General features: G+C 58.3%; 22 protein-coding genes. 14 read left to right on the top strand and 8 right to left on the bottom strand.

Annotated elements, in window-relative coordinates; translation table 11 throughout:
* The first annotated feature begins 20 nt into the window (after positions 1 to 20).
* Positions 21 to 368 carry a hypothetical protein gene (locus MUN80_RS16795; protein ID WP_244714625.1) on the top strand — a complete coding sequence of 116 codons (348 nt, stop codon included), beginning with the start codon at positions 21 to 23 and terminating at the stop codon, positions 366 to 368.
* 72 nt (positions 369 to 440) lie between these two features.
* Positions 441 to 677, top strand: a complete 237-nt coding sequence (locus MUN80_RS16790) for a hypothetical protein (RefSeq protein WP_244714624.1) — start codon at positions 441 to 443, stop codon at positions 675 to 677.
* A 32-nt stretch (positions 678 to 709) separates the two neighbouring features.
* Here MUN80_RS16790 and MUN80_RS16785 read toward each other — a convergent pair whose 3' ends face one another.
* Positions 710 to 1,450 (bottom strand): SDR family oxidoreductase, encoded by a 741-nt coding sequence (locus MUN80_RS16785; RefSeq protein WP_244714623.1) that lies wholly within the window; start codon positions 1,448 to 1,450, stop codon positions 710 to 712.
* Positions 1,451 to 1,560: 110 nt separating this feature from the next.
* Between MUN80_RS16785 and MUN80_RS16780 the strand changes: the two genes are divergently transcribed.
* Positions 1,561 to 1,914, top strand: coding sequence for a winged helix-turn-helix transcriptional regulator (locus MUN80_RS16780; RefSeq protein ID WP_244714622.1), 354 nt, complete (start codon positions 1,561 to 1,563; stop codon positions 1,912 to 1,914).
* Between the two features lie 90 nt (positions 1,915 to 2,004).
* On the opposite strand, the gene MUN80_RS16775 is transcribed toward MUN80_RS16780, so the two are convergent.
* The 3 genes from MUN80_RS16775 to porX all read right to left on the bottom strand — a co-directional run bounded on the left by MUN80_RS16775 (position 2,005) and on the right by porX (position 4,996).
* A complete protein-coding gene (locus MUN80_RS16775; protein ID WP_244714621.1) occupies positions 2,005 to 2,526 on the bottom strand; it encodes a hypothetical protein in 522 nt (173 codons plus the stop codon).
* Positions 2,527 to 2,623: 97 nt separating this feature from the next.
* Positions 2,624 to 3,244 carry a hypothetical protein gene (locus MUN80_RS16770; protein ID WP_244714620.1) on the bottom strand — a complete coding sequence of 207 codons (621 nt, stop codon included), beginning with the start codon at positions 3,242 to 3,244 and terminating at the stop codon, positions 2,624 to 2,626.
* Between the two features lie 186 nt (positions 3,245 to 3,430).
* The gene (gene porX / locus MUN80_RS16765; RefSeq protein WP_244714619.1) at positions 3,431 to 4,996 is read right to left on the bottom strand and encodes a T9SS response regulator signal transducer PorX; all 1,566 of its coding nucleotides are present in this window, start codon (positions 4,994 to 4,996) and stop codon (positions 3,431 to 3,433) included.
* A gap of 371 nt (positions 4,997 to 5,367) precedes the next feature.
* On the opposite strand from porX, the gene MUN80_RS16760 reads away from it, so the two are divergent.
* The 6 genes from MUN80_RS16760 to MUN80_RS16735 all read left to right on the top strand — a co-directional run bounded on the left by MUN80_RS16760 (position 5,368) and on the right by MUN80_RS16735 (position 11,477).
* Positions 5,368 to 6,600 (top strand): HD domain-containing protein, encoded by a 1,233-nt coding sequence (locus MUN80_RS16760; RefSeq protein ID WP_244714618.1) that lies wholly within the window; start codon positions 5,368 to 5,370, stop codon positions 6,598 to 6,600.
* A gap of 130 nt (positions 6,601 to 6,730) precedes the next feature.
* A complete protein-coding gene (gene lpxD / locus MUN80_RS16755) occupies positions 6,731 to 7,771 on the top strand; it encodes a UDP-3-O-(3-hydroxymyristoyl)glucosamine N-acyltransferase (RefSeq protein WP_244714617.1) in 1,041 nt (346 codons plus the stop codon).
* A 109-nt stretch (positions 7,772 to 7,880) separates the two neighbouring features.
* Entirely contained in the window at positions 7,881 to 9,275 is a 1,395-nt protein-coding gene (locus tag MUN80_RS16750) for a bifunctional UDP-3-O-[3-hydroxymyristoyl] N-acetylglucosamine deacetylase/3-hydroxyacyl-ACP dehydratase (protein ID WP_244714616.1), read from the top strand.
* A 111-nt stretch (positions 9,276 to 9,386) separates the two neighbouring features.
* Entirely contained in the window at positions 9,387 to 10,184 is a 798-nt protein-coding gene (gene lpxA / locus MUN80_RS16745; RefSeq protein ID WP_244714615.1) for an acyl-ACP--UDP-N-acetylglucosamine O-acyltransferase, read from the top strand.
* The gene (locus MUN80_RS16740) at positions 10,174 to 10,806 is read left to right on the top strand and encodes an ABC transporter ATP-binding protein (protein ID WP_244714614.1); all 633 of its coding nucleotides are present in this window, start codon (positions 10,174 to 10,176) and stop codon (positions 10,804 to 10,806) included. The genes lpxA and MUN80_RS16740 overlap by 11 nt, the downstream gene beginning before the upstream one ends.
* Before the next feature lie 317 nt (positions 10,807 to 11,123).
* Positions 11,124 to 11,477, top strand: coding sequence for a hypothetical protein (locus MUN80_RS16735; protein ID WP_244714613.1), 354 nt, complete (start codon positions 11,124 to 11,126; stop codon positions 11,475 to 11,477).
* 139 nt (positions 11,478 to 11,616) lie between these two features.
* Here MUN80_RS16735 and MUN80_RS16730 read toward each other — a convergent pair whose 3' ends face one another.
* Together MUN80_RS16730 and MUN80_RS16725 are read right to left on the bottom strand one after the other, a co-directional pair.
* Entirely contained in the window at positions 11,617 to 12,384 is a 768-nt protein-coding gene (locus tag MUN80_RS16730; RefSeq protein ID WP_244714612.1) for a DUF4197 domain-containing protein, read from the bottom strand.
* A 161-nt stretch (positions 12,385 to 12,545) separates the two neighbouring features.
* Positions 12,546 to 13,370, bottom strand: a complete 825-nt coding sequence (locus tag MUN80_RS16725; protein WP_244714611.1) for a DUF4197 domain-containing protein — start codon at positions 13,368 to 13,370, stop codon at positions 12,546 to 12,548.
* Positions 13,371 to 13,470: 100 nt separating this feature from the next.
* On the opposite strand from MUN80_RS16725, the gene MUN80_RS16720 reads away from it, so the two are divergent.
* From MUN80_RS16720 to MUN80_RS16710, 3 genes are all read left to right on the top strand, one after another.
* Positions 13,471 to 14,724, top strand: a complete 1,254-nt coding sequence (locus MUN80_RS16720; protein ID WP_244714610.1) for a competence/damage-inducible protein A — start codon at positions 13,471 to 13,473, stop codon at positions 14,722 to 14,724.
* Positions 14,725 to 14,856: 132 nt separating this feature from the next.
* Complete coding sequence (locus MUN80_RS16715) at positions 14,857 to 16,251, top strand: dihydrolipoamide acetyltransferase family protein (RefSeq protein ID WP_244714609.1); 1,395 nt, start codon at positions 14,857 to 14,859, stop codon at positions 16,249 to 16,251.
* 78 nt (positions 16,252 to 16,329) lie between these two features.
* Positions 16,330 to 16,503 carry a hypothetical protein gene (locus tag MUN80_RS16710; RefSeq protein ID WP_244714608.1) on the top strand — a complete coding sequence of 58 codons (174 nt, stop codon included), beginning with the start codon at positions 16,330 to 16,332 and terminating at the stop codon, positions 16,501 to 16,503.
* 235 nt (positions 16,504 to 16,738) lie between these two features.
* Here the strand turns inward: MUN80_RS16710 and MUN80_RS16705 are convergent, their stop codons facing one another.
* Together MUN80_RS16705 and MUN80_RS16700 are read right to left on the bottom strand one after the other, a co-directional pair.
* A complete protein-coding gene (locus MUN80_RS16705) occupies positions 16,739 to 19,333 on the bottom strand; it encodes a TonB-dependent receptor (protein ID WP_244714607.1) in 2,595 nt (864 codons plus the stop codon).
* A gap of 293 nt (positions 19,334 to 19,626) precedes the next feature.
* Positions 19,627 to 22,257, bottom strand: coding sequence for a valine--tRNA ligase (locus MUN80_RS16700; protein ID WP_244714606.1), 2,631 nt, complete (start codon positions 22,255 to 22,257; stop codon positions 19,627 to 19,629).
* 236 nt (positions 22,258 to 22,493) lie between these two features.
* On the opposite strand from MUN80_RS16700, the gene MUN80_RS16695 reads away from it, so the two are divergent.
* Entirely contained in the window at positions 22,494 to 23,417 is a 924-nt protein-coding gene (locus MUN80_RS16695; protein ID WP_244714605.1) for a carbon-nitrogen hydrolase family protein, read from the top strand.
* 82 nt (positions 23,418 to 23,499) lie between these two features.
* On the top strand, positions 23,500 to 24,663 hold the full coding sequence (locus MUN80_RS16690) for an N-acetyl sugar amidotransferase (RefSeq protein ID WP_262922081.1): 1,164 nt from the start codon (positions 23,500 to 23,502) through the stop codon (positions 24,661 to 24,663).
* Positions 24,664 to 24,798 lie beyond the last annotated feature (135 nt).

Here is a 24,798-nt window from a genome sequence, read left to right as displayed (position 1 = left end):
ACAGTTTACCTCTATCCCCAATGGCTCATCCTACCCAACTCCTGACTGCCGGCATCCTGCTTTTCAGCCTCGTAGCCCAGGCACACACCCCAGCATTTAGCCAGTCCCGTCCGACAAAAGGCGACTCGGCCCAGCAGCAGCCCCCACGAATTATTTGCGCTCAATTGCCTGTTCCAACCAAGCCATTGTGCGTGGTGAACGGCCGCCCAATGCCGGAAACCTTTACACCGGATGCTATTCCAGCCAAGTATATCAAGGAAGTAAAAGTACTAACGGGAGGAGCAGCCACGGCTATTGGTGGTGCCCGCGCCGCCAATGGCCTGGTGCTCATCACCACTAAGCGCCCGTACCCGCCAACCGTCAACTAAGGCTTCTGCTTTCACCCATGAAACGCCACCGCACCACTTGTCACGAGCTGTAGGTACCAACCTACAACTCAGATGAAACAACCCAAAAAGCGCTGGGCCTGGACGGCCCGGCAGCACGGCCGCAGCCGGCTTTACAGCAGCTTCTCGTACCAACTCTACCAGCCCAGCCGATCCTCTCGTGAGCGGCACTGGGGCCAGCACCGCACGCAGACCCGAACCGCGCTGCACCAGCTTTGGCAGGGTGCCGAGGAAACGGAAGTGCAGTTTCCGTATCAGCATAAGTACTCCGCTCACTGGGATTGTACTTAATAAGAAGGGCAGCCCAAGTGTGCTGCCCTTTCTTATTTATAAGCGTAATTGGTCAATCCGCCGTCTACAAGAAGTTCCGTGCCGGTGACGAAGCTGGCATCATCTGAGGCCAGAAATAACAATGCCTTTGCAAGCTCCTCTGGCTGACCTAATCGTTGTAAGGCCGTAGATGCGGCAAAATGGCTCAACACTTCTCCCGGTACAGTTAATAATAATTCGGTTGCAATCGGCCCCGGGCTAACGACATTTACGCGAATTTTTCGTCCTGCCAGTTCATTGGCGGCAATCTTTGCGATTTTGTTTAAGGCTGCTTTGGTCGCCGCATACACGCTCGTGTTCAGGCTGGCCGTGGTGGCGGAAGCCGAAGAAGTGAACAACACGGATGCCCCATCCGCCAGATACGGAAGCAGTTTCTGCAACGTAAAGTAATGTCCCTTCACGTTGGTATTGAATTGGGCATCAAACTCCGCTTCCGTAGTCTGCTCAATCGACTTTATACCCACGATGGCAGAATTTAACAGCAGCACATGAATAGCAGCGCCACTTTCTTGCACGGCTTGTTCTAACGCGGCAATACCGGCCAGACCGGAGGTGTCGGCTACAACGGTTCTTAGGTTAGGACTATTGAGTTTTGCGGCCGCGGCCTGTAGGTTTCCTTCCCCTCGGCCGGTTATCCAAACCGTCGCCCCTGCCGTGAGAAAGGCCTGGGCGGCAGCAAAACCAATACCGGTAGTTCCTCCGCAGATAACTGCATTTTTCCCTGTCAGACTCATATTGAAAAAGATTGGTTAGTTGACGGGTCAAAGGTAGACTGCCTTGGTTCCGTTTAGTAACTTTGTAATCGAAAATAACCGTTACACCGGTGTAACCAAGTAACATAGCCATGTCGCCACAAGAAGACTTTCAAGCTACTCGTAAGCGCCTAATGAGAACGGTTCAGGACTCCATGGACGTGCTGAACGGCAAATGGAAAATTGCTATTATTGCCTCGCTTTGCTGTTTCACTAAACGACGGTTTTCCGATATTTTGAATGATGTCGTCGGAATTTCCAACCGAATGTTGAGCAAAGAATTAAAGGAGCTGGAACTAAACCAGGTGATAAAGCGGACCGTTTTAGATACGCAACCTATAACGGTTCACTATGAGCTTACAGAACATGGCAAAACGCTACAACCCATTATCGAAGATTTAGCGGCTTGGGGAGTTGTTCACCACAAACAAATAGTTGGTAAGTAGAGCGTAAGCAAATACCGCTTATTGCCGACAAGCAGATATGGCTCAAAAAGCAATTATATAATAAAAGGCTGCTCGAAGGGCAGCCTTTTATTATATAATGCTGTTGATGTCCAGTTTACCCCAGGTTCCTTCCGTTAGATTCAGCCTGACGTTAAAATAACAGAGGCCCCCTCCATTAACATCCAATGGGTTAATCTCCTTTTTCCAGTTTGGATAGTCTTCATAAACCGACTCGCAAAAGCAATTAACCCATACGGTTTTCACCCCTTTACTATTTACACTGACCACCAACTGCTTGCGATACTCCGCAAGAAAGATGGAAAGGTGGCCATTGGGGTAAGGCAGATCTGACTTGGCTCTGAAATCCCGTTCGGCCTTTACATTGTATTCCGTCACGCACAGCTGCAGCAAGTCAGCGACTTGGTCTAGCTCGGCATCGGATATTGGGTCCGGATCAATAGAAGGTATAACCGCGAAATTGGTGAGCTTGGTTTTGTGCGTAACCGTCGGGCTGTGGCTTTGCTTCAGGTTACTATCCGGCCCTGCTTTGGAATTGGGTGAAGTGCAGGCAGCCATCAGCATACACAGGCTGCAATACAGTATATTCTTCATCCACATCAGTTTATAACACAGCCAACTAGCGGCGAGTATTCGAAGAGACCCGCCGCTACGAATGTATTCAAATTCCGAACCCGCTACGCCTTATCCGTTACAGCTGCCAGGCAACGCCCAAGTCCAGACGGGGCAGCAGGGTGTGCTGGGTACGGCTGATTTTGTTGGCTATGCCCACACTGCCATCAACAGATAGATGTGCTCCGAGGCTGCGCCGCAGCCCATATTTCAGGCCCACGACGGAGGCTATAGCCAGGTTGGGCACCTCAACGAGGTTGTTCTTCGCCAGCGGCTGTTCCCCAAACAGGGCGAAATAGTTGGCTGCGTTGTGCCGGATGTCTTTGCCCGCGCTAGCCCGATGAAACAGGGTATGATACAGCCGGAATTCACCGAAAGCGTAAGGAGTGATACCACCAGTGCTATAATCTCGGCCAAAGACCGGGTCAAGGACGTTCAGAAAGCGGGTGCCGCCGATAGGAAAACCGGTGGAGTAGTACGAGTAATGAGCGCCCAGACCATAAAGAAAGGTGACACTGCTGCCCAATCGGCGCTCTTGTCCTACACTGGCTCCCAGGTAATTAATGGCAAAGGCAGTAATTACCTTTTCAACCTGCACGGTGAGTAGCGCCGGGCTGGGCAGAGCTTGGCAATAAGCCGGCATGGAAAGAGTTGTGCCCACAAGTCCACCAAGGCTAAGGGCAATAGGCGTAGTCTTCATACAAAGGAGTAAAAAGCCGGGCGGAAGGCATACTTCCGTATCAGACCCGTTTAAAAATTAATTCTTGCTGCTGTATTATCCGCATTGCCGTAACGAGCGGAATCCTATAGTGAATTGCGGGCAGAAGTATACAAAAAGGGGAGCCATACACCTATAGCTCCCCTTTCAACTGGATTCTCGTACCGTTTAGCCTTTCGGCGTGAGGGTAATGAACGGGATAATCACCTCTTCCAGAGAGATGCCGCCGTGCTGGAACGTGTCCTTGTAGTAGTTCACGTAGTAGTTGTAGTTGTTGGGGTAGGCGAAGAAATAGTCGCCCAGGGTGAAGACGTAAGCGGTGCTCACGTTTTCGCGGGGCAGGAAAATCCGCTCCGGCTTGCGCACCACGTACACGTCCTTGTCGGTAAAGCCCAGGTTTTTGCCATGCTTGTAGCGCAGGTTGGTGTTGGTGTTCCGGTCGCCGACAATCTTAAAGGGGCGCTTCACCCGAATCGTGCCGTGGTCGGTGGTGATGATGAGCTTGCCTTTCTTATCGGCAATCTGCTGCAGCATCTCATACAGGGGCGAGTGCAGGAACCACGAGCGGGTGATGCTGCGGTACGCCGACTCGTCGGCGGCCAACTCCCGAATCATGGCCATGTCGGTGCGGGCGTGGCTGAGCATGTCCACGAAGTTGTAGACGATGACGTTGCACTTATAATTGTTGTGCAGGTTGCTCATCTTGCCCAGCAGGTCTTTGCCGGCCTGCAGGTTGGTAACCTTGTTGTAGCTGAACTTGTGCTTCTGATTGGCCTTCTGGAACATGATTTCCATGAATTCGGCCTCGTTCAGGTTCTTGCCCTCGTCGTCGTCGTCGTTGACCCACAGGTTGGGGTACTTCTTCTGAATCTCGCCGGGCATCATGCCCGAGAAGATGGCGTTACGGGCGTAGGCCGTGGTGGTAGGCAGAATGCTGTAGTACATCTCCTCCTGGTCCACCGTGAACAGCTCGGCAATGATGGGCTCGAGAATCTTCCACTGGTCGTAGCGCAGGTTGTCGATGAGCACGAAGTAGACCGGGGTGTCGCCGGTTTCCTTCAGCAAGGGGAACACCCGCTTCTGGAACAACTCGTGCGACATCATGGGCGCGTCGTCGGCCTCGTTGTTGACCCACTCCTCGTAGTTGTCCATGATGAACTTGGAGAAGTAGTTGTTGGCCTCGTCCTTCTGCATGTTGAAGACCTCGGCCATGCTCTTACCCTCGGTTTCGTCGATTTCGAGCTCCCAGAACACCAGCTTCTTATACACGTCGGCCCACTCCGAGGGCGAGAGCCGGTCGCCGAGCTGCATGCCGAGCTGGCGGAAGTCGCGCTGGTAGCTGCTGTTGGTTTTCTCCGAAATCAGACGCTTGTTGTCGAGCACCTTCTTGACGCTGAGCAGAATCTGGTTCGGATTAACGGGCTTGATGAGGTAGTCGGCAATCTTGGAGCCAATGGCGTCCTCCATGATGTGCTCTTCCTCGCTCTTGGTAATCATGATGACGGGCAGCGTGGGCTTAGCCGCCTTGATTTCGGTCAGGGTTTCGAGGCCGGTCAGGCCGGGCATGTTCTCGTCGAGAAACACGATATCAAAATTCTGCTCCTGCACCTGCTCAATAGCGTCGGCGCCGGAATTGACGCCGGTTACGTCGTAGCCTTTTTCGGTCAGAAAGAGAATGTGGGGTTTCAACAGGTCGATTTCGTCGTCGGCCCAGAGGATGGAGTAACGTTGCATATTGGGGTCTTGGGAATCTTGAAAAGGTCGCGCCCGGCTTCAAGCCCGGCGTTTCAGAAAGGGGACATTCGGGCAATTCAGCTCGGCACCGGGGTCAGGCCTCAAAGAGGACGAATGGCGTAAGCAGGTTGCAAATGACGTTTCGTAAGTAGCTTTACTCCCAATACCCGGTTTTTGGTTCTGAAAAATTACGGCAATCCGATATTCGGCCGCCGAACTCCGCCGTAAAGAAGTTAAAAATTGTTGATTTGGGGACCGTATGTCCGTCGCGCGCAACTTCTGCTTCGCGTAGCGCGGCTAAAAAAGCGGACCAACCACAACGACGTTCAACGACCCGCGAGGCTGCAGCTTCGCGCTACAGCTTCCCTCCTTTGAACAAAAAGAAAATCTTCAACGACCCGGTCTACGGCTTTGTCACGGTGCCCACCGAGTTGCTGTTCGACTTGATTGAGCACCCGTATTTTCAGCGCCTGCGCCGGATTCAGCAGCTCGGCCTTACCGGCTTTGTATACCCGGGCGCCCTGCACACCCGCTTCCACCATGCCCTGGGCGCCATGCACCTGATGACCCTGGCTTTGCGCACGCTCAAAGACAAAGGCGTCAAGATTTCGGCCCGGGAAGGCGAAGCGGCCCTGACTGCCATCCTGCTCCACGACATCGGCCACGGGCCCCTCTCCCACGCTCTGGAGCACGCTATTTTCCACGAGGTGCCCCACGAGCAGCTCAGCTTGTTTCTGATGCAGAAGCTCAATAAGGAACACGACGGGGCCCTGGATCTGGCCATCCGCATCTTCCAGGGCACCTACGAACGGCCGTTTTTTCACCAGCTCGTCAGCTCCCAGCTCGACATGGACCGCCTCGACTACCTCAACCGGGACTCGTTCTACACCGGCGTGCAGGAAGGCCGCCCCGGCGCCGACCGCCTCATCAAGATGCTCACGGTAGTAGATGAAAAGCTGGTGCTGGAGGAAAAAGCCGTGTATAGCATCGAGAACTTTCTGGTGAGCCGCCGCCTGATGTACTGGCAGGTGTATCTGCACAAAACCGTGACCAGCGCCGAGCAGATGATTATCCGCATCATCCAGCGGGCCCGGGATTTGGTGCGCTCCGGCCACGAGGTGCCCGCCTCGCCCGACCTGCACTTTTTCCTGGCCAAGCCGGTCAGCATCCTCAACTTCTCCCAGGACGAGAGTATCCTGCAGCGCTTCGTGCAGCTCGATGACACGGACGTCTGGAGCGCGGTGAAAATGTGGGCCGGCCACCCCGATAAGGTGCTCAGCTATATGTCGCGCAGCATGCTGGACCGCAAGCTGTTCAAGATTTTGCTGCAGACCGAGCCCTTCGACGACGACCTGGGCCTGGGCGTCATTGAGCTCATTGCCGAGAAGTTTGGGCTTTCGCCCCAGGATGCCAGCCAGCTCATGCTGGCCGGACGCATCAGCAACAACGCCTACGACGCGGCCGGCAAAGACACCATCGACGTGCTGACCAAGAGCGGCCGGGTGGTCAACGTGGCCGAAGCCTCGGACCTGCCCAACATCCGAGCGCTAGGGCAGCGCGTAGAAAAGCATTATATCTGTTATCCCAAGGAAATTGCCCATTAACCGCAAGTGCTGGGCGCTTGGTGCTTAGGATCTGGCTATTAGAACCAACTCCGTCAATGTTGGGCTAAAGCCAAAACCCGATGCACCAAGCCCTAAAAACCAAGCACCAACTTTTCTCTACTTTTGCGCAATGGAATTTACGGTAGGCCAGATTGCGGAAGTGCTCCACGGGGTCGTCGAAGGCGACGCCTCGCAGCGCATTGACCGCTTGGCAAAAATAGAAGAAGCACAGGCCGGGGCCCTCTCCTTCCTGTCGAACCTCAAGTACGAGCCCCACCTGTATACGACCGGTGCTTCGGCCGTCATTGTGAGCAAAACCCTGGCCCTGAAACAGCCCGTTGGCCCGGCCCTGATCCGCGTCGACGACCCGTACACCAGCTTTACTACCCTGCTCGAATTTTACCAGCAGGCCACCCGCACCGGCCGGCGCGGCGTGGAAGAGCCCGCCTTTATCGGTGCCGGCTCGGTTATCGGCGACAACCACTACCGCGGGGCCTTCTCCTACATCGGCCAGGACTGCCGCATCGGCCGCGACGTGGTGATTTTCCCCCAGGCCTACATCGGCGACCGGTGCGTGATTGGCGACGGCACCATTATCTACGCCGGAGCCAAGATCTACGCTGAAACCGTCATCGGCAACCGCTGCACCGTACACGCCGGCGCCGTTATCGGCTCCGACGGCTTTGGCTTCGCGCCCCAGCCCGACGGCTCCTACAAGACCATCCCGCAGATCGGCAACGTAGTGCTCGAAGACAACGTCAGCATCGGGGCCAACGCCACCATCGACTGCGCCACCATGGGCTCGACCATCATCCGGGAAGGCTCCAAAATCGACAACCTGGTGCAGATTGCCCACAACGTCGAAATCGGCCGCCACACCGTGGTAGCGGCGCAGTCGGGCATTTCAGGCTCCTCCAAAATCGGGGATTTCTGCGTGCTGGCCGGCCAAACCGGTATTGCCGGCCACCTCACCCTGGCCAACCGCACGACGGTTACGGCGCAGTCGGGCGTGGGCAAGTCCATCAAGACTGAGGGCGTGCTGCTGCAGGGTTCCCCAGCCTTCAATTTGCGCGACAGTTTGCGAGCCAACGCCATTTTCCGCCACCTGCCCGAGTTGGAGCGCCGCCTCAGCGACTTGGAGCGTACCTCATCCACGCCGGAAAAGTCCTAGCTTTGCGCCCTATTTAGTGGTCAGTTGCTTGTTGTCAGTTGTCAGGACAGTTCTATTCGAGACTATCCGGTAGCTAACAACGGACAACTGACAACGGCCAACTCTACCAATGAACGACAAGCAACATACCATTAAGGCGCCAGTAACCGTGAGCGGCATTGGCCTGCACACCGGCGTTTCGGCCAACATGACCTTCTGCCCCGCGCCGGTAAATCATGGCTTCAAGTTTCAGCGCATCGATTTGCCCGGGCAGCCCGTCGTGGATGCCGACGTGGACAACGTGGTGGACCTTTCCCGCGGCACGACCATCGAGCAGAACGGGGCCCGCGTAAATACCGTGGAGCACACGCTGGCCGCCCTGGTGGGCCTGCAGATTGATAACGTGATGATTCAGCTCGACGGCCCCGAACCGCCCATCATGGACGGCTCCAGCTACGAGTTCATCAAGGCCCTGATGGAAGTGGGCCTGGAGGAGCAGAACGCGCTGCGCAACTACTTCGAGATTCCTGAGGAAATCCGCTTTGTCGACAACGGCCGGGCCGTGGAAATTGCCGCCCTGCCCCTGAACGATTACCGGCTGACGGTAATGGTGGACTACAATTCGCCGGTGCTGGGCTCCCAGCACGCCTCCCTGACCGATATTACGCAGTTTACGGCCGAAATTTCCAGCTCGCGCACGTTCTGCTTCCTCCACGAGCTGGAAGCCCTCTACAAGTCCAACCTGATTAAGGGCGGTGATTTGAGCAACGCCATTGTGGTCGTCGACCGGGTGGTGAGCGACGAGGAGCTGAGCGAGCTGGCTACGATGCTGGGCAAGCCCAAGGTGGCCGTCAAGAAGGAAGGCATCCTCAACAACGTGGACCTGCGCTACAAAAACGAGCCGGCCCGCCACAAGCTGCTTGATTTGGTTGGTGACCTGGCCCTGGTAGGCCGGCCGCTGAAAGGTCAGATCCTGGCGGCCCGGCCCGGGCACGCGGCCAACGTGGCCTTTGCCAAGAAGATCAAGAAGAAGATGATGGAGGCCAACACCTCCCCCGTGCCGAGCTACGACCCGAACCGGGAGCCGGTGATGGACATCAACCAGATCATGCAGGTGCTGCCCCACCGCTACCCCTTTTTGCTGATCGACAAGGTGATTCACCTGGATAGCACTACAGTGACCAGCATCAAGAACGTGACCATCAACGAGCCGTTCTTCACGGGGCACTACCCCGGCAATCCGGTTTTCCCGGGTGTGCTCCAGGTAGAGGCCATGGCCCAGACCGGGGGCATCCTGGTGCTGAACACCGTGCCCGACCCCGAAAATTACACGCCTTACTTTATCGGCATCGAAAACTGCCGCTTCCGCAAAATGGTGAAGCCCGGCGACACCATCATTTTCCGCTGTCAGCTGTTGTCTCCCATCAAGCGCGGCATTGCCAAGATGAAAGGCCAGGCTTTCGTCAATGGTAAAGTGGTGATGGAAGCGGAGATGAGCGCGGCCATTGTTCGCAAAGACGCCTAGATGTACTTCCTTATTAATACTTAAGAATGGATAATGTGTAGCTCTTGCGCACGTTATTTGAACAAACGCCCCATTCATAAGTATTCATTCTTCAGCCTAACTCCCCCCTGAATGAACCAGCCGCTCGCCTACATTCACCCCGAAGCTAAAATCGCCCAGAACGTGGTGGTGGAGCCTTTCACGACCATTGATAAGGATGTGGAAATCGGGGAAGGCACCTGGATTGGACCCAACGTGACGATTATGTCGGGGGCCCGCATTGGCAAGAACTGCAAGATTTTTCCCGGCGCCGTGATTGCCGCCATGCCCCAGGACCTCAAGTTTGCCGGCGAGAAAACCACCGTGCACATCGGCGACAACACCGTTATTCGGGAGTGCGTGACGGTAAACCGCGGCACTGTGGACCGGCTCAAGACAATCGTGGGCAGCAACTGCCTGCTGATGGCCTACGTGCACGTAGCCCACGACTGTATCATCGGCAACCATTGCGTGCTGGCCAACAGCGTGCAGCTAGCTGGCCACGTCGAAATCGGAGACCACGCCATTATCGGTGGCACCTCGGCCGTGCACCAGTTTGTGAAAGTAGGCCCCCACGCCATGATTTCGGGCGGCTCTCTGGTGCGCAAAGACGTGCCGCCTTTCGTGAAGGCCGGTCGGGAGCCGCTCACCTACAGCGGCATCAATAGCATCGGTCTGCGCCGCCGGGGATTTTCCGACCAGAAAATCAGCGAGATTCAGCAGCTCTACCGGTTGCTCTTCCTCAGCGGCCTGAACAACAACGACGCCCTCGACAAGATTGAGCTGGAGTTGCTGCCTTCGCCCGAGCGCGACGAAGTAGTGAACTTTGTACGCAACTCGGGCCGGGGCGTAATCAAGGGCTATTCCCGCAACGGCAACGGTGCAGATTGAAGCAAGCGGGCTGGGCAAACGCTTCGTACGGGACTGGATTTTTCGGGGCTTGAGCCACGTATTCCGGCCCGGCACCGCCACGGCCGTATTGGGGCCCAACGGCTCGGGTAAAAGCACCCTGCTCAACACCCTTTCCGGCCAGATTTTGCCTACTGAGGGCACCCTGACGTATTCCTGGCAGGGTCAGCCCGTAGCCGTGGAAGACGTGCCCCGCCGCCTGGCCTACTGCGCGCCCTACCTGGAGCTCATCGAGGAGCTGACCCTAACCGAGCTGCTGCAGTTCCATACCCGCTTCAAGCCTCTGCGCCCGGGCCTGACGCCTGCCCGACTCATCGAGCTGATGTACCTGGAAAAGTCGCGCCACAAGATGGTGCGGGACTTTTCTAGCGGTATGAAGCAGCGTCTTAAGCTGGCCCTGGCCCTCTACGCCGATACACCCCTGCTCCTGCTCGACGAGCCCACCACCAACCTCGACCGGACCGGCGTGGAATGGTACCTGGAACACGTGGCGGCCACCGTGGCGGGCCGGCTGGTTATTGTCAGCTCCAATGTACCCGAGGAGTATAGCTTCTGCCAGCAACAACTCAGCGTGACGGATTTTGGGGCCAAAGCGGCCCGCTAACGGCGCCTCGGAGCAGCTTTCCCGACTTACAGGTTTATGGCCTTAAGGCAAGCTCAAAGGGCGCTGCTAGGACCCACTGACCACTGCCATAAAACTCGATGTTACAGACCATAACGCCCTTACCGACGCTATAACCGGCTTTTTGGGAGCTCAAGCGTATCCTGTCTGGCGGGCAAAAAAGCTTGGTGAGCCGGGAATTTTCCTGCTGATTTTTACCTTGCAAGTCCAACCTGCGGTTGCTGCGCCCGTATCTTCGCAGCCGGACCTGCTTCGTTCGTTTATTCATCTTTTCCCACTTTACTGCCCCTGACAAGGCCATGAAACAATACGACGACCTCGACGACGACTTCCTCGACGATGACGATGAGCTGGATACTTTCGCCAAAACCGGCGGCACTAAAACCCGCGGCAACGACGAGGACCGCCTTAGCGCCAAGTATGCCGATTATCTGATGTGGCGCGACACGGGCTCCTCCCACGACGAGGCCCTGGACCTGGCCAGCATGACGGAGGAAGAGTACACCACGGCCGAAGCCGCCGAAGATCCGGATGGCAGCGGGTTCGCCAGCCTGGATGACGACGATGACTTCGCCGATGATGATGACGATGATACGTTTGGTAGCGCCCGCAGTAGCCGGGGTTCCCGCTACTCGGATGACGACGACTATTAAGCTTGGTTGTTGGTTGGCAGTTGTCCGTTATTAGGTCCTGCCCGTTACGAGCCAACCAAAAAAGGCCCGCCTGAAACTCTTCAGGCGGGCCTTTTTATGCTCATTCTCAAGAACGAGCAACGAATAACGAACAACCAAACTACCCCTGCTTGCCGCCAAATACGCGGCGCAGCAACTCGGTGGTGCGGGCCACGGGATTTTCGCGGATGTTGGCTTCTTCCTGGGCAATGAGGGTAAACAGGCCACCAATGGCCTTGTCGGTGGCGTACTGGTTCAAGTCGGTTTGCACAGGCTTCACCAGCGGAATCATGTTGTAGCGCGTGGTCAGGTCGGTGTAGTAGCGCGTAGCGTTGACCTTATCCAACGACTGCTGAATGATGGGCTTAAAGGCCGTGGTCAGCTGGGAGGTGGTGGTGCGCTTGAGGTAGTTGGTGGCCGCATCTTTTTCCCCGGTCAGAATGCCCCACACGTCTTTAAACGTGAGACTTTTGATGGCCGACAAAAAGATTGGCTTGGCGCTTTTGGCCGCATCCTCCGCCCCGCGGTTCAACGACAATTCAAACTTATCGACCTGGGAACCCAGACCGATGGCCCGCAGCGAGGTAGCCACGCGTTGGGCATCGGGCGGGAAAGGAATCCGGATAAGCCGGTTCAGGTAAAAGCCGTCCTGCCGGGAAGCCTGGTCCGCGCCTTTGGTAATGCCTTGGGTCAGGGCTTCTTTCAGGCCCATAGCGGCCTCGTTCTGGCTTACGCTGCCCGAGGTCGTGGTGGTACCGGTTTTGGCGGCGGTGCCCACTCTGTTGGTCAGAATCTGGCCAATCTTGGATAAGTCGATGCCTTGGGCCGAGGCCGAAAAATTACAGGCCAAACCGGCCAGAACGAGCAGAAGAGAAGCTTTCTTTTTCATGGTGCGCAGGAGCGAAATGCCCGGCCAATCCGACCGGCTCTAGCCGTAAAACACAAACCAGACCAATTTCCTCCAATTGGCGGGCCGAAGCTTGGAATGAAAAAAGCCCAGCTGGTTTAATCGACCGGCTGGGCTTTTCCCTCGACGCACACAGTTGGCTCCTACTTGCCGAAGGCGCGCTTCAGCGCGTCGGAGCCGCGGGCGGCGGCATTCAGGCGGATGCGGCCTTCCTCCTCGGCCATGAGCGTAAACAGCCCATCGGAGGTTTTCTGAGTGGCGTAGGCCGTCAGGTCGGCGTTGATGGGTGTCACGAGCGGAATCTTGTTGTAGCGGGCCACCATTTCCTTGTAGAGCTTAGTGGCGCCGGTTCTTTCCAATGACTGCTGCACGATGGGCGTCAGGGCCGCTACAAGCTGGGGCTCGGTGTTTTTGTGCAGATAAAGCGTGGCCGCGTCGGGCTCCCGGGTAGTGACCAGGGCCATGGCATCGGCGAAGCTCAGGTTCTGCACGGCGCCCAGGAAGATGGGCTTGGCCTGGGCGGCGGCGGCCTCGGCCCCGCGGTTTAGGGCCAGCTCAAAGTTGTCGACCAGGGCACCCATACGCAGGCCGCGCAGCGTGGTAGAAACCAGCTCCGCCTCGGGTGGAAACGGAATGCGGATGTCGGCATTGGCATTGAAGCCGTCGGTGGAGCCGGCAATGTCAGTGGCCCGGGCAATGCTCTGGGTCAAAGCCTCGCGCAGGCCGGTAGTAGCCTCAGGTAGCGTGAGCGGGGCCGGCGGCGTCACCACGACTGGCGTAGTCGTTTTGGTGGTTGTCTTGGTCGTGGTGGTTTTGGCCGGGGTTTTCGCCGTCGTCTTAGCCGGCGTTTTGGCCGTCGTTTTCTTGGTGGTCGTAGTTTTAGCCGTGGTCTTGGTTTGAGCCTGGGCTACGTGGGTGCTGGCCAGGGACAGAGCCAGGGCCGCAACGAGAATGCGAAAACGCAACATAGTGGTGGAAAAAGCGAAAAACCTGAGGCCCTTAGTGAGCGTCTTATCCGCGTTGGCCCCAAATTGCATCAATTTCCCTCTCCTTCCTAACTCCGTCCATATGTCCCTCATTCCAGACGCTGAAATCATTACTATTGGCGACGAACTTCTCTACGGCCAGGTCATTGATACCAACTCCGCCTTCATGGGCCAGGAGCTGGGCAAGCTCGGCATCCGGGTCCGCCAGATTACGAGCGTCTCCGACCGCGCCGACGAGATTGTGCAGGCCCTGGATGCGGCCCGGACCCGGGCCCGGGTAGTACTTATCACCGGCGGCTTGGGCCCTACCAAGGACGACCTGACCAAGAACATTCTGACCGAATACTTCCACACCGAGCTGGTGCTTAACGAGGCTTCCCTGCGCGACGTGGAGTCCATCTTTGCCCGTTTCAACCGGCCCATGATGGAGGTCAACCGGCAGCAGGCGTTTCTGCCCGCTTCCTGCACGCCGGTGCGCAACGTGGTGGGCACCGCGCCGGGCATGTGGTTTGAGGACCAGGGCGTGGTATTCGTGAGCATGCCCGGCGTGCCCTTCGAGATGAAGCGCATGATGACCGATACGGTACTGCCCCGCCTCAAGCGCCACTTCCAGACCCCGCCCATCGAGCACATCGTCGTCCAGACTGTCGGCCTGGGTGAGTCGTTTCTGGCCGAAAAAATAGCTACCTGGGAAGATGCCCTGCCTGCCAATATGAAGCTGGCCTACCTGCCCTACCTGGGCGGCGTACGCCTGCGCCTGACGGGCTCCAGTGACGGTCAGCCCGAGCTGCGCGGCCGCATGGAAGCCCGTATGCCCGAGCTGCGCGCCCTGCTCGGCGACTATATTTTTGCCGAGGGCGAGGTACCACTCGAAGCCGCCGTAGGCCAGCTGCTGCTGGAGCGGGGCCTCACGCTGGGCACGGCCGAAAGCTGTACCGGCGGCTACGTGGCCCACAAGCTGACGAGCGTGGCGGGCAGCTCCCGTTACTTTTTAGGAAGCATCGTTTCGTATCATAATGATATCAAAGTCAAAGAGCTAGGTGTAAGCACCGAAAGCCTAACTGCACATGGTGCGGTGAGCGAAGAAGTGGTGCGGCAAATGGCTGAAGGCGCCCGGCAGCGCCTAGGCGTCGACGTAGCTATTGCGACCAGCGGTATTGCCGGCCCCGACGGCGGCAGCGAGGAAAAACCCGTGGGTACCTTCTGGCTGGCCTACGCCGATGAACACCAGACGGTAGCCCGCAAAATTACCTTCAACCGCGGCCGGCAGCTCAACATCGAATACGCTACGACCAGCGTGCTGAACCTGCTGCGTCAGAGCCTGCCGCAGCACTAAAACCAGGATTTTGGGAACCTCTAGGGCAGAACTACTAACAGGCGTTCAGGGAAGGCGCGCTCTGCTTTGTGGTTTCTGTTACCTTTGAGGCCTCAATCTCCCACCCAACAACCCCCAACAACCAACAACCGCATGGCACGAGTGGAAATGGTGATGCCCAAAATGGGCGAAAGCATTATGGAAGGCACTGTCCTGAAATGGCTCAAGCAAGTCGGCGACGCCATCGAGCAGGACGAATCGGTGCTGGAAGTGGCCACCGATAAAGTAGATACCGAAGTTCCCGCCATCTACGCTGGTGTACTGCAGGAAATCCTGGTCCAGGAAGGCCAGGTAGTCGCGGTGGGTGCCCCCATTGCCATAATTGAAACCGACGTAGCCAGTGCTGGTGCGCCAACATCTACGGCTGCCCCCGCCGCGCCCCAGGAAGCTTCCGCTCCTTCGCTGAACGGGGCTGAAGTGAGCGTACCTTACTTGCCCGAGCAAAACGACCCACAGGCCGACCAGCGCCTTGCTGTAGCCCAGCCCGGCCGCTTCTACTCGCCCCTGGTGCTGAGCATTGCCCGCCAGGAAGGCATTTCGATGGCCGACCTGGAATACCTGCCCGGTACCGGCAAGGAAGGCCGCGTAACGAAGCAGGACATCCTAGCCTACGTGGAAAACGGCAAGCAGCCCCTAACGCAGGCCGCCCCGGCAGCTTCGGCTCCGGCTGCTACTCAATCCGCTGCTCAGCCTCAGGCTGCCCCGACTCCGGCTCCCGCTGCTCAGCCCCAGGCTGCTCCGGCTACCGTGGCCAGCAAGCCCGCCCCGTCGGTGAACGGCAACAACGAGCTGATCGAGATGGACCGCATGCGCAAGATGATTGCCCAGCGCATGGTCGACTCGAAGCGGATTTCGCCCCACGTTACCTCGTTTGTCGAGGCCGACGTGACTGAGCTCGTAAACTGGCGTAACAAGCATAAGGACGCCTACAAGAAGCGCGAGGGTGAAAACCTGACCTTTACGCCTATCTTCATCCAGGCTGTTGCCCGCGCCATTCAGGATTTCCCCAACATCAACGTGTCGGTGGATGGGGACTACATCATCAAGAAGCGCGACATCAACATCGGGGTGGCCGTGGCCCTGCCCTCGGGCAACCTGATTGTACCCGTGATTCACAACGCTGACCAGCTCAACCTCAACGGGCTGAGCAAGCGGGTGAATGATCTGGCTTCGCGGGCCCGGGCCAACAAGCTCAAGCCCGAGGATCTGGAAGGCGGCACTTACACGCTCAGCAACGTGGGCTCCTTCGGCAACGTGATGGGCACGCCCATCATCATGCAGCCCCAGGTGGCCATCATGGCCGTGGGCGCTATCAAGAAGAAGCCGGCCGTGATTGAAACTCCCCAGGGTGATTTGATCGGCGTGCGGCACTTCATGTTCCTCTCCCACAGCTACGACCACCGCGTGGTCGACGGCTCGCTGGGCGGCATGTTCGTGCGCAAGGTGGCTGATTACCTGGAGCAGTTCGACCCGAACACGGCTATCTAAGCACGCCGGGCCTGCTTTACTTTTACCAGAATAAGCCCGTCAAATCGACGGGCTTTTCTTTTTGATAATCAGACTTGTATGAAAAACACGATTTACCTGATTGCCCTGGTAGTGTCCCTGGGCTGCATTCTGTTTCTGTACCAGAAGCTTACCACCACGGAAGAAGCGCTGCACCAGGCCGAGCAGAAGTTTGCTGATTGCCAGCAAGTCACCTTTCAACTCCAAAACCAGCTCAGCCAGAAGAAGCGGTGAACTGGTGAAGGGATGAGTTGACGTTCAACAACACTTGTCGTTACGAGGCGCAGCTGTGGCAATCCGTCCTCAGGAATATAGAAAGCCTTCTAACGTGAAAAGCCCTTTACTCCAGCTGGAGTAAAGGGCTTTCTGCTAAAAGACAAGGAGCGTACTGCGCCGAGGACGGACGGCTTCGCTCTGCTCGCAAGGACAAGCGTTGTTGAACGTCAACTCGTCCCTTCACCAGTTCACCTTACGGCCGGCCGCCGCTAGGGCCCTGGGCGGGCGTGGCGCCGGCGCCGTTGCCCCCGTCATTGTTGCCGCCGTCCTTGAGGTCATCGTTGCTGACCGACTTTTTGCGCCGGGTTGGGGCCATGCTCATCTTGCCGATGCGGTAGCTCAGGTTGACGCGCAGACCGGTGCGGTGAAACACGTTGAGGCTGTTTTGGTCGAGGGTAGCGGAAGATATTTCGCTGCGCACCTTGTTTCTGGGCGTAAAGAAGTTGTCGGCTCCAAAGCCGATGGTACCTTTCTTCTCGTTGAAATCCTTCTTCACGCTCAGGCTATACACCCCAAAGCCACCCTGATAGCCCTGCAGCTGTACCTGGCGGCCGCGGTAGAAACTAAAGGCTTGCAGCCCCCAGCCCTTGGTGAAGTTGTAGCCCCCCATCAGGCGGCCGCTGGCCACCCAGCCCTGGTTGCTGGCCGCGTAGAGCGGGTCCGCGACGTTGTTGTCGAGCGTGGCGTAGTACACGTCGGCGCCGCCGCCCAGGGTCAGCTTGTTGTTGATGTTGACGTTGGCAAACAGACTGCCGCCGTAGGCGTTTTCGGTGCCGATGTTGGCGTAGCTGGTTTGGATGGCCCCGCCTTCCAGGGGCGTGCGCACGGGCTGAATCGAGCCGGTGGTGTTGCGCACGAAGGTGGAGAAGTTCAGGGAAGTCTGCTTGATGAAGGTGTTGTAGCTCAGCTCGTAGTTGTTGGTGTATTCGGGCTGGAGCGTGGGGTTGCCCACGGTGATGTTGAGCGGGTTGGCCGCCTGGGTGTTCGGGTTCAGAAACTGCAGGGAAGGCCGCTGAATCCGGCGGTTGTAAGCTGCTTTAATCGTGTTGCCGTTGGTGAGCTTGCGCGAGAGGTTCAGGCTGGGCACCAGCACCCCGTACGAGGGAATGGCGGGCGCATTTTCGGTTCGGAAGTCGGCATCGATGGTGGTGTACTCGTAGCGGGCCCCGGCCTTGAGGGTGTAGCTCTTCAGGAAACCCAGGGTGTAGGAAGCGTAGCCGGCCGCCACGTTCTGACGGTAGGTGAAGACATTACTCAGGTTGATGCCGGCCGTGGGCTGGCCGTTGAGCAGGGTGGTGTAGTCGCTGTTGACGCGGCGCATGATGTCCTTGCCCCCCAGCTCCACCAGCTGGTTTTTGCCGACGGGCGTCTGGTAATCGGCCTGCACGGTTACTTCCTCGTTGTAGCTGTCGTTCTGGTTGCTACGGGTGCTGCCGGCCCCTTCGCCCGTGAGGATATAGTTCGAAAAGTCGTTGTTGCGGGTGTTACGGCTGTATTGGGTCAGCAGGCTAAACTCGCGCTGGGGCGTCTCGAAGGTGTGGGTGTAGTTGAGCGTGGCATCCAGGGTGTTGGAGTTGTCGAGCACCTTCACGTCGCGCCGGGAGCTGGTTGCGGGCGTAGTGCCGTCAAAAAACTCGGTGGTGGAAGCCAGCCCGTCCTGGTAGCTGGTGCCGTTGCGCAGGCCCAGCTGCACCGAGGCCGAGAGGAAGTTGTACTTGTTGATGTCGTAGTCCCAGCCCAGGGAATAGCGCCCAAACACGTTGTTATTGCGCGTGTCGGCCGTTTGCAGGGTGCGGCTGCGCAGCGTGCGGGTGCTCAGGTCGGAGCCCAGCAGGCTGTAGGTGGTTTGCTCGTTGGTGAAGCTGCCAGGGGTGTTGTACATGGCCCGGCCGCCGCCGCCCAGCGAGAAGCCCATCTTACCTACCCGGTAGGTGGCGTTCAGGCCCAGGTCGGAGCCGCGCAACCCGGCGCTGCTGCGCAAGTCCAGGGTGAAGCCCTGCAGGTTGTTTTGCTTGGTGACGATGTTGATGATGCCGCCCGAGCCCTCGGCATCGTACTTGGCCGAGGGCGAGGTAATGACTTCCACACTCTTGATCTGGTCGGCCGGAATCTGCTTTAGCGCGTCGGCAATGCTGCTGGCCGAAATCGTGCTGGGTCGGTTGTTGATGAGTACCCGGATGTTGGACGAGCCGCGCAAGCTCACGTTGCCGTCGAGGTCGACGCTGAGCATGGGCACGCGCTTGAGCACGTCGGTGGCGTCGCCTCCCCGGGTCGTTTCGTCTTTCTCGGCGTTGTAGACGGTCCTATCGACCTTCTCCTCCACCAGGCTGCGCTGGCCTTCCACCACTACTTCGGCCAGCTTCTGCACCGATGATTCCAGCGTAATCGTGCCCAGGGCTACCGTATTGCCGGCCTCGGTAATGACCACGCCGGGCTGCTCCAGGTTCTTGTAGCCGATGAAGCTGATCTGGACGGTATACGTCCCGGCTGGCACCCGCGGAATCGAGAATTTCCCTTTGTCGTCGGCCGAAGTACCGTCCACGGCCTTGCCCGTAGCCGGGTTCAGAATTACCACCGTGGCGTAGGATACGGGCTCCTTCGAAGCTGCGTCCGTGATAGTGCCGGTGATGCGGCCGGTGCCTACGGCGGCCTGCGGCGCCCCCTGCGGGCCTTGTCCGGGAGCCCCGGCCGGCCGGGTAGCTCCGGCGGGCCGCTCGCCCTGCGGCATCTGGGCCCAGGCCAGGCGGCCGGCGGTAGTTAAAATCAGAACGAGGAAAATCTTTTTCATGAACGTTAATCGAAAGCAACCCGGTGTGGTGCTGAGGGTAGGCGGTTGTTGGCACGAACTTACCGTGGGCGGGAAAGGCCCCCAAGTCGAATCGACGGAACGGCCGGTTCTTCCCCCGCAAACCGGTAAAGCATCTGCTGGTTGCGCCCGAGAGGCACAGACACGGTTTTGCCCGCGGGGTGGCATAGCCGGAAAAAAATAGTCATAGATGAGCTTCCCAAGCCGCGGCCAGGGCAAAAGAAAAGGCCAGCTGGAGCAGCTGGCCTTTCTCATTCAGAAATACCCTTAACGATTTACAGCGCCGCCAGGCTTTGCTCCAGGGCGGCAATTTTCGATTCGGCATCGGCCTGCTTCTGCCGCTCGCGCTCCAGCACGTCGGGCTTGGCGTTCTGCACAAACTTCTCGTTGCTGAGCTTCTTGAGCACCGTGTCGCGGAAGCCGCGGGTGTACTCCAGCTCTTTTTCCAGCCGGGCCTTTTCCGCACCCAGGTCAATCTGGCCTTCCAAGGGCACGAAAAACTCACTGCCACCCGACACGAAGCCTACCGAAGCGGCGGGAGCGTCCTGCACCAAGCTCACCTCGGTCAGGGCGGCCAGCTTGCGGATGATGCCGTCGTAGTCCTGCAGCAGCTGGGCATCGTCGGTTTTGGCCGCCAGGGTCAGGGGCTTGTTGGGGCCCAGGCCCTTCTGGTTACGGATGTTGCGCACCCCGGCCACGATGTCCAGGGCCTTGTCCATGCGGCTGAGCAGCTCGGCGCTGCCGGCCACCGGGGCCAGCTTGGGCCAGGGTGCCACGCAGAGGTACTCCTTGGGGCCCCGCTCCTTCAGCTCGTGCCAGATTTCTTCGGTGATGAAGGGCATAAAGGGGTGCAGCAGCTTGAGCAGGGTTTCGAGGTAGCCGATGGTGTGCTTCAGCGTCTCGGCATCAATCGGGGCCTGGTAGGCGGGCTTCACCATTTCCAGGTACACCGAGCAGAAGTCGTCCCATACCAGCTTATACACCGTCATCAGCGCGTCGCTCATGCGGAACTTGGCAAAGTGCTCATCCAGCTCGGCCAGAGTCGTTTGCAGCTTGGCCCCGAACCATTCCACCGCCTTGGCCGAGGCGAAGGGCAGCTCGTTGTTCACCTCCCAGCCCTGGGTCAGGCGGAAGGCGTTCCAGAGCTTGTTGGTGAAGTTGCGGCCCTGCTCCACGAGCTTGATGTCAAAGAGCAAGTCGTTGCCGGCCGGCGAGGAAAAAAGCATGCCCGTGCGCACGCCGTCGGCGCCGTAGGTGGCAATCAAATCGAGCGGGTCGGGCGAGTTGCCGAGCTGCTTACTCATCTTGCGGCCCTGGTCATCGCGCACGATGCCGGTGAGGTACACGTTGCGGAAAGGCACTTCCTTACGGTACTCCAGGCCGGCCATAATCATGCGGGCCACCCAGAAAAACAGGATTTCGGGAGCCGTTACCAGGTCGTCGGTGGGGTAGAAATAGTTGATATCGGCATTGTCGGGGTCCTTGAACCCGTCGAACACTGAAATCGGCCACAGCCACGACGAAAACCAGGTATCGAGCACATCCTCGTCCTGGCGCAGGTCCGTGAGTTGCAGGTTGGCGTTGCCGCTCTGCTCCCGGGCCTGTTCCAGGGCCTGCTCCTCGTTGAGGGCTACTACAAAGGTGCCGTCGGGCAGGTAGTAGGCCGGAATCCGCTGGCCCCACCACAGCTGGCGCGAGATGCACCAGTCGCGCACGTTCTCCATCCACGACCGGTACATGTTCTTGAACTTGGGCGGGTGCAGCTTGATTTCGTCGTTTTCAACGACCTCCAGCGCCTTTTTGGCCATGTGGTCCATCTTGCAGAACCACTGCAGGCTGAGCTTGGGCTCAATCACCGCGCCGGTCCGCTCCGAGGTTTGCAGCACGCTGTTGTAGTCCTCAATCTTGTCGAGCAAGCCGGCTTCCTGCAGGTCTTTGGCAATCTGCTTGCGCACGGCAAAGCGGTCCTGCCCGACGTAGAGCTGCGCCTTTTCGTTCAGCGTGCCGTCATCATTCAGGATGTCGATAACGGGCAGGTTGTGCTTGACGCCTAGCTCGTAGTCGTTCAAGTCGTGGGCGGGCGTCACCTTCAGACCGCCAGTGCCGAAGTCCATGGCCACGTACTCGTCCAGAATCACCGGGATTTCGCGGCCCAGCAGCGGGATACGCACTTTCTGCCCGTGCAAGTGGGTGTACCGCTCGTCGTTGGGGTTTACAGCCACAGCCACGTCGGCCATAATCGTTTCGGGCCGCGAGGTAGCCACGGTGATGAACTGCCCGTCCTGTCCTACCACTTCGTAGCGCAGGTAGTACATTTTGGCCACAGTGTCCTTGGCAATAACTTCCTCGTCACTGATGGCGGTGCGGCCCTGCGGGTCCCAGTTGACCATCCGGATGCCGCGGTAAATCTGGCCTTTCTGGTACAGGTCCACGAACACGCGCAGTACGGCCTCGGTCAGCTCGGGCTCCATCGTGAAGCGCGTCCGGTCCCAGTCGCAGCTAGCACCCAGCTTCTTAAGCTGCTCCAGGATGATGCCGCCGTACTTTTCCTTCCAGTCCCAGGCGTGGGTCAGAAACTCTTCCCGGCTCAGGTCGCGCTTCTCAATACCCTTTTCCTTTAGCAGGGCTACTACTTTGGCTTCGGTAGCAATGGAGGCGTGGTCGGTGCCGGGCACCCAGCAGGCTTCCTTGCCCTGCATCCGGGCCCGGCGCACCAGCACGTCCTGAATCGTATTGTTGAGCATGTGGCCCATGTGCAGCACGCCCGTCACGTTGGGCGGCGGAATCACGACGGAGTAGGCGGGCTTGCGCGGGTTGGCTTTGGCTTTAAAAAAGCCCTGCTCCTGCCAGCGCTGATACCATTTGGCTTCAACGTCGGCGGGGGTATAGGTTTTGGCGATGGACATCGTCAACGGGGAATAGCGGTTCGGAATAAAGGCAAAAGTAGACAATTCAGGCCGGGGCGGGAAATTCGGGGCTCTTGGCTGGTTACGGCCCAGCTTAGCCCAACATTAAAACATTTCCACCGGCTTCTATATGCCTCAAATCGAGTTACCTTTGCCAGCGACAAAAAAATACCGTGGAGGTTTAATCAGATTGTAGTAACTTCTGAGAAATTTTTTCTGCCCTGCCTTTTGCCTCTATGGCTTCGCTTTTCTCTTTTCTAAAGAATAAGAAACCAGCTTTGGCGCCGGTTTCAACTGCTCCCCACCCCGAACCTACTGCTACCGTCCGCATTGGCCTGGGCCAGCTGCTGGTTGAAGGCGGCGAGCCGCTACGCAACCTCGAACGGGCCTCCCAGATGATTGCCGACGCGGCCCAACAAGGCTGCGACCTGGTATTATTGCCTGAAACCCTGGATTTTGCCTGGACTCACCCCAGCGCCCTGACCGAGGCGCTGCCCATTCCCGGCGCCTTCAGCGACGCGCTGTGTCAGGAAGCCATGCGGCACAACATCATGGTGTGCGCCGGCCTGACCGAGCGGCTGAACGGACGCAATTACAACGCGGCCATCCTGATCAGTGCCCAGGGCGAAATCCTGACTAAATACCATAAAATCAACCTCCTTACCGTGGAGCAGCCGTTTTATGCGGTGGGCCAAACCCTGAATGTGGTGGATACGCCCTTGGGCAAAATCGGGGTCAACGTGTGCGCCGATAACTACCTGGAGGGCCTGTCCATTGGGCACACCCTGGCCCGCATGGGCGCCGAGTTTATCCTGGCCCCGGCGTCCTGGACCGTGGATTACTCCATCACGGAAGAAAATGACCCGTACCAGCAGAAATGGGTGCGGCCTTTTTCTATTCTGGCCCAGCTCTACAACGTGGCCGTGCTCAGCACCACCTCGGTGGGCTACATCGTGGGCGGCCCCTACGAGGGCAAGAAAAGCATTGGCTGCTCCCTGGCCGTGGATGCTTCCGGAGTGCGCGCCCAGGGTGTTTTCAATGAGTTTGCCGGCCAGCTGGTCGTGACGGATATGCCCCGGCCGGTCCGGCCCGAGCAGGGCACGGCCATTGGGGACATGCTGCGCCGCAAAGGCTACCGCTTCGACGAATTGCCCGTTTAAAGCCCACCCCAACCTTACCCTACTCCACTTGTCCACTTCTACCGCTGCTCTTTCCCCTGCTGCCCACTCCCGCCCTTTGCCTATGACGCACGGCTACCAACGCTGCACCCGCTGTATTATGGATACTACTGTACCCGGTATTCAGTTTGATGCCCACGGCGAGTGTAATTTTTGCCTGTTGCACGATAAAATGGACCAGGCTTTCCCGCTGGGCGAAGCCGGCCGCAAAAAAGTGCAGGAGCTGGCCGCCGATATCAAACGCCTGGGCAAGGGCCGCAAATACGACTGCGTGCTCGGCGTCAGCGGAGGCCGCGACAGTTCCTTTACCCTGTGGTACTGCGTTACCCAGCTGGGCCTGCGGCCCCTGGCAGTACACTTCAACGACGGTTTTGGTAACCCTGTGGCCGGGGAAAACATGCTCAAGGCCTGCCGCAAGCTGGGCGTGGAAATGCGCACCATCACCTCCGACTGGCGTGAATCCAAGGACCTGAAAATTGCCTTCCTCAAGGCCTCCACGCCCGATATGGAGGAAGGTACCGACGTAGGCATTGCCACCGCTCTTTACGGCGTGGCGGCCAAGGAAGGCATTCAGCGCATCATCATCGGGCAGTCGTTCCGCACCGAGGGCATAGCCCCGCTGTCGTGGAACTACCTGGATGGCAAATACCTGAAGGCCGTGCACGAGCGTTTCGGCTCGGTGCCGCTTCGGGCCTGGTCGCCGAATGACCCGGGCTTTAATCTGGGTTTGAAGGAAATGTTCTACTACACCTTCGTGCGTCGCATCAAGACCGTGACCCTGCTCTACCACGTGGATTACGTACGCAGCGAAGTCGACGAGCTGCTGGCCCGGGAGCTGGACTGGCAGAACCCCGGGGCCCACTACTTCGACGACCTGTACCAGAGCGTTATTTACTACCTGAACCGGACCAAGTTCAACATCGACCGGCGCCTGTTCAACTACTCGGCCCTGGTCCGCTCGGGGCAGATGAGCCGGGAAACGGCCCTGGAACGCACAGCCAAAATCAACTCCATCGAAGACCCGCGCGTCATCGACCTGTGCATCAAGCGCCTGGGCCTCACCCGCCAGGAGTTCGACCAGATTGTGGCCACTCCTCCCCGCACCTTCCACGACTACCCCAACAACTACCGCCTCATCCGCAAGCTGCGCTGGCCCATCCAGGCCCTGAGCCACCTAAACCTGCTCCCCGAGTCGGCCTACGACAAGTACTTCAACTGCGGCACGTGAGGTGAGATGGTGAACCTGTGAAATGGTGAGTTGCCGTTCAGTATGCGTGCACGGTCCTGTTTTTCTTGTGTCCTTGCGAGCGAAGCGAAGCAATCCGTCCTCTGCGCAGTACGAAATGACCTTTAACCAAAAAGC

This window comes from Hymenobacter cellulosivorans (genome assembly GCF_022919135.1).
Lineage (GTDB): Bacteria > Bacteroidota > Bacteroidia > Cytophagales > Hymenobacteraceae > Hymenobacter > Hymenobacter cellulosivorans.
Note: the sequence above shows the minus strand (reverse complement) of the source record. Positions and strands in the feature narration are given on the sequence as shown.

Excerpts from the sequence above, each read along its gene's own strand:
- MUN80_RS16795 (WP_244714625.1), top strand. The coding sequence starts at position 21 with ATGGCTCATCCTACCCAACTCCTGACTGCCGGCATCCTGCTTTTCAGC.
- MUN80_RS16790 (WP_244714624.1), top strand. The coding sequence starts at position 441 with ATGAAACAACCCAAAAAGCGCTGGGCCTGGACGGCCCGGCAGCACGGC.
- MUN80_RS16785 (WP_244714623.1), bottom strand. The coding sequence starts at position 1,450 with ATGAGTCTGACAGGGAAAAATGCAGTTATCTGCGGAGGAACTACCGGT.
- MUN80_RS16780 (WP_244714622.1), top strand. The coding sequence starts at position 1,561 with ATGTCGCCACAAGAAGACTTTCAAGCTACTCGTAAGCGCCTAATGAGA.
- MUN80_RS16775 (WP_244714621.1), bottom strand. The coding sequence starts at position 2,526 with ATGAAGAATATACTGTATTGCAGCCTGTGTATGCTGATGGCTGCCTGC.
- MUN80_RS16770 (WP_244714620.1), bottom strand. The coding sequence starts at position 3,244 with ATGAAGACTACGCCTATTGCCCTTAGCCTTGGTGGACTTGTGGGCACA.
- porX (WP_244714619.1), bottom strand. The coding sequence starts at position 4,996 with ATGCAACGTTACTCCATCCTCTGGGCCGACGACGAAATCGACCTGTTG.
- lpxD (WP_244714617.1), top strand. The coding sequence starts at position 6,731 with ATGGAATTTACGGTAGGCCAGATTGCGGAAGTGCTCCACGGGGTCGTC.
- MUN80_RS16750 (WP_244714616.1), top strand. The coding sequence starts at position 7,881 with ATGAACGACAAGCAACATACCATTAAGGCGCCAGTAACCGTGAGCGGC.
- lpxA (WP_244714615.1), top strand. The coding sequence starts at position 9,387 with ATGAACCAGCCGCTCGCCTACATTCACCCCGAAGCTAAAATCGCCCAG.
- MUN80_RS16735 (WP_244714613.1), top strand. The coding sequence starts at position 11,124 with ATGAAACAATACGACGACCTCGACGACGACTTCCTCGACGATGACGAT.
- MUN80_RS16730 (WP_244714612.1), bottom strand. The coding sequence starts at position 12,384 with ATGAAAAAGAAAGCTTCTCTTCTGCTCGTTCTGGCCGGTTTGGCCTGT.
- MUN80_RS16725 (WP_244714611.1), bottom strand. The coding sequence starts at position 13,370 with ATGTTGCGTTTTCGCATTCTCGTTGCGGCCCTGGCTCTGTCCCTGGCC.
- MUN80_RS16720 (WP_244714610.1), top strand. The coding sequence starts at position 13,471 with ATGTCCCTCATTCCAGACGCTGAAATCATTACTATTGGCGACGAACTT.
- MUN80_RS16715 (WP_244714609.1), top strand. The coding sequence starts at position 14,857 with ATGGCACGAGTGGAAATGGTGATGCCCAAAATGGGCGAAAGCATTATG.
- MUN80_RS16710 (WP_244714608.1), top strand. The coding sequence starts at position 16,330 with ATGAAAAACACGATTTACCTGATTGCCCTGGTAGTGTCCCTGGGCTGC.
- MUN80_RS16705 (WP_244714607.1), bottom strand. The coding sequence starts at position 19,333 with ATGAAAAAGATTTTCCTCGTTCTGATTTTAACTACCGCCGGCCGCCTG.
- MUN80_RS16700 (WP_244714606.1), bottom strand. The coding sequence starts at position 22,257 with ATGTCCATCGCCAAAACCTATACCCCCGCCGACGTTGAAGCCAAATGG.
- MUN80_RS16695 (WP_244714605.1), top strand. The coding sequence starts at position 22,494 with ATGGCTTCGCTTTTCTCTTTTCTAAAGAATAAGAAACCAGCTTTGGCG.
- MUN80_RS16690 (WP_262922081.1), top strand. The coding sequence starts at position 23,500 with ATGACGCACGGCTACCAACGCTGCACCCGCTGTATTATGGATACTACT.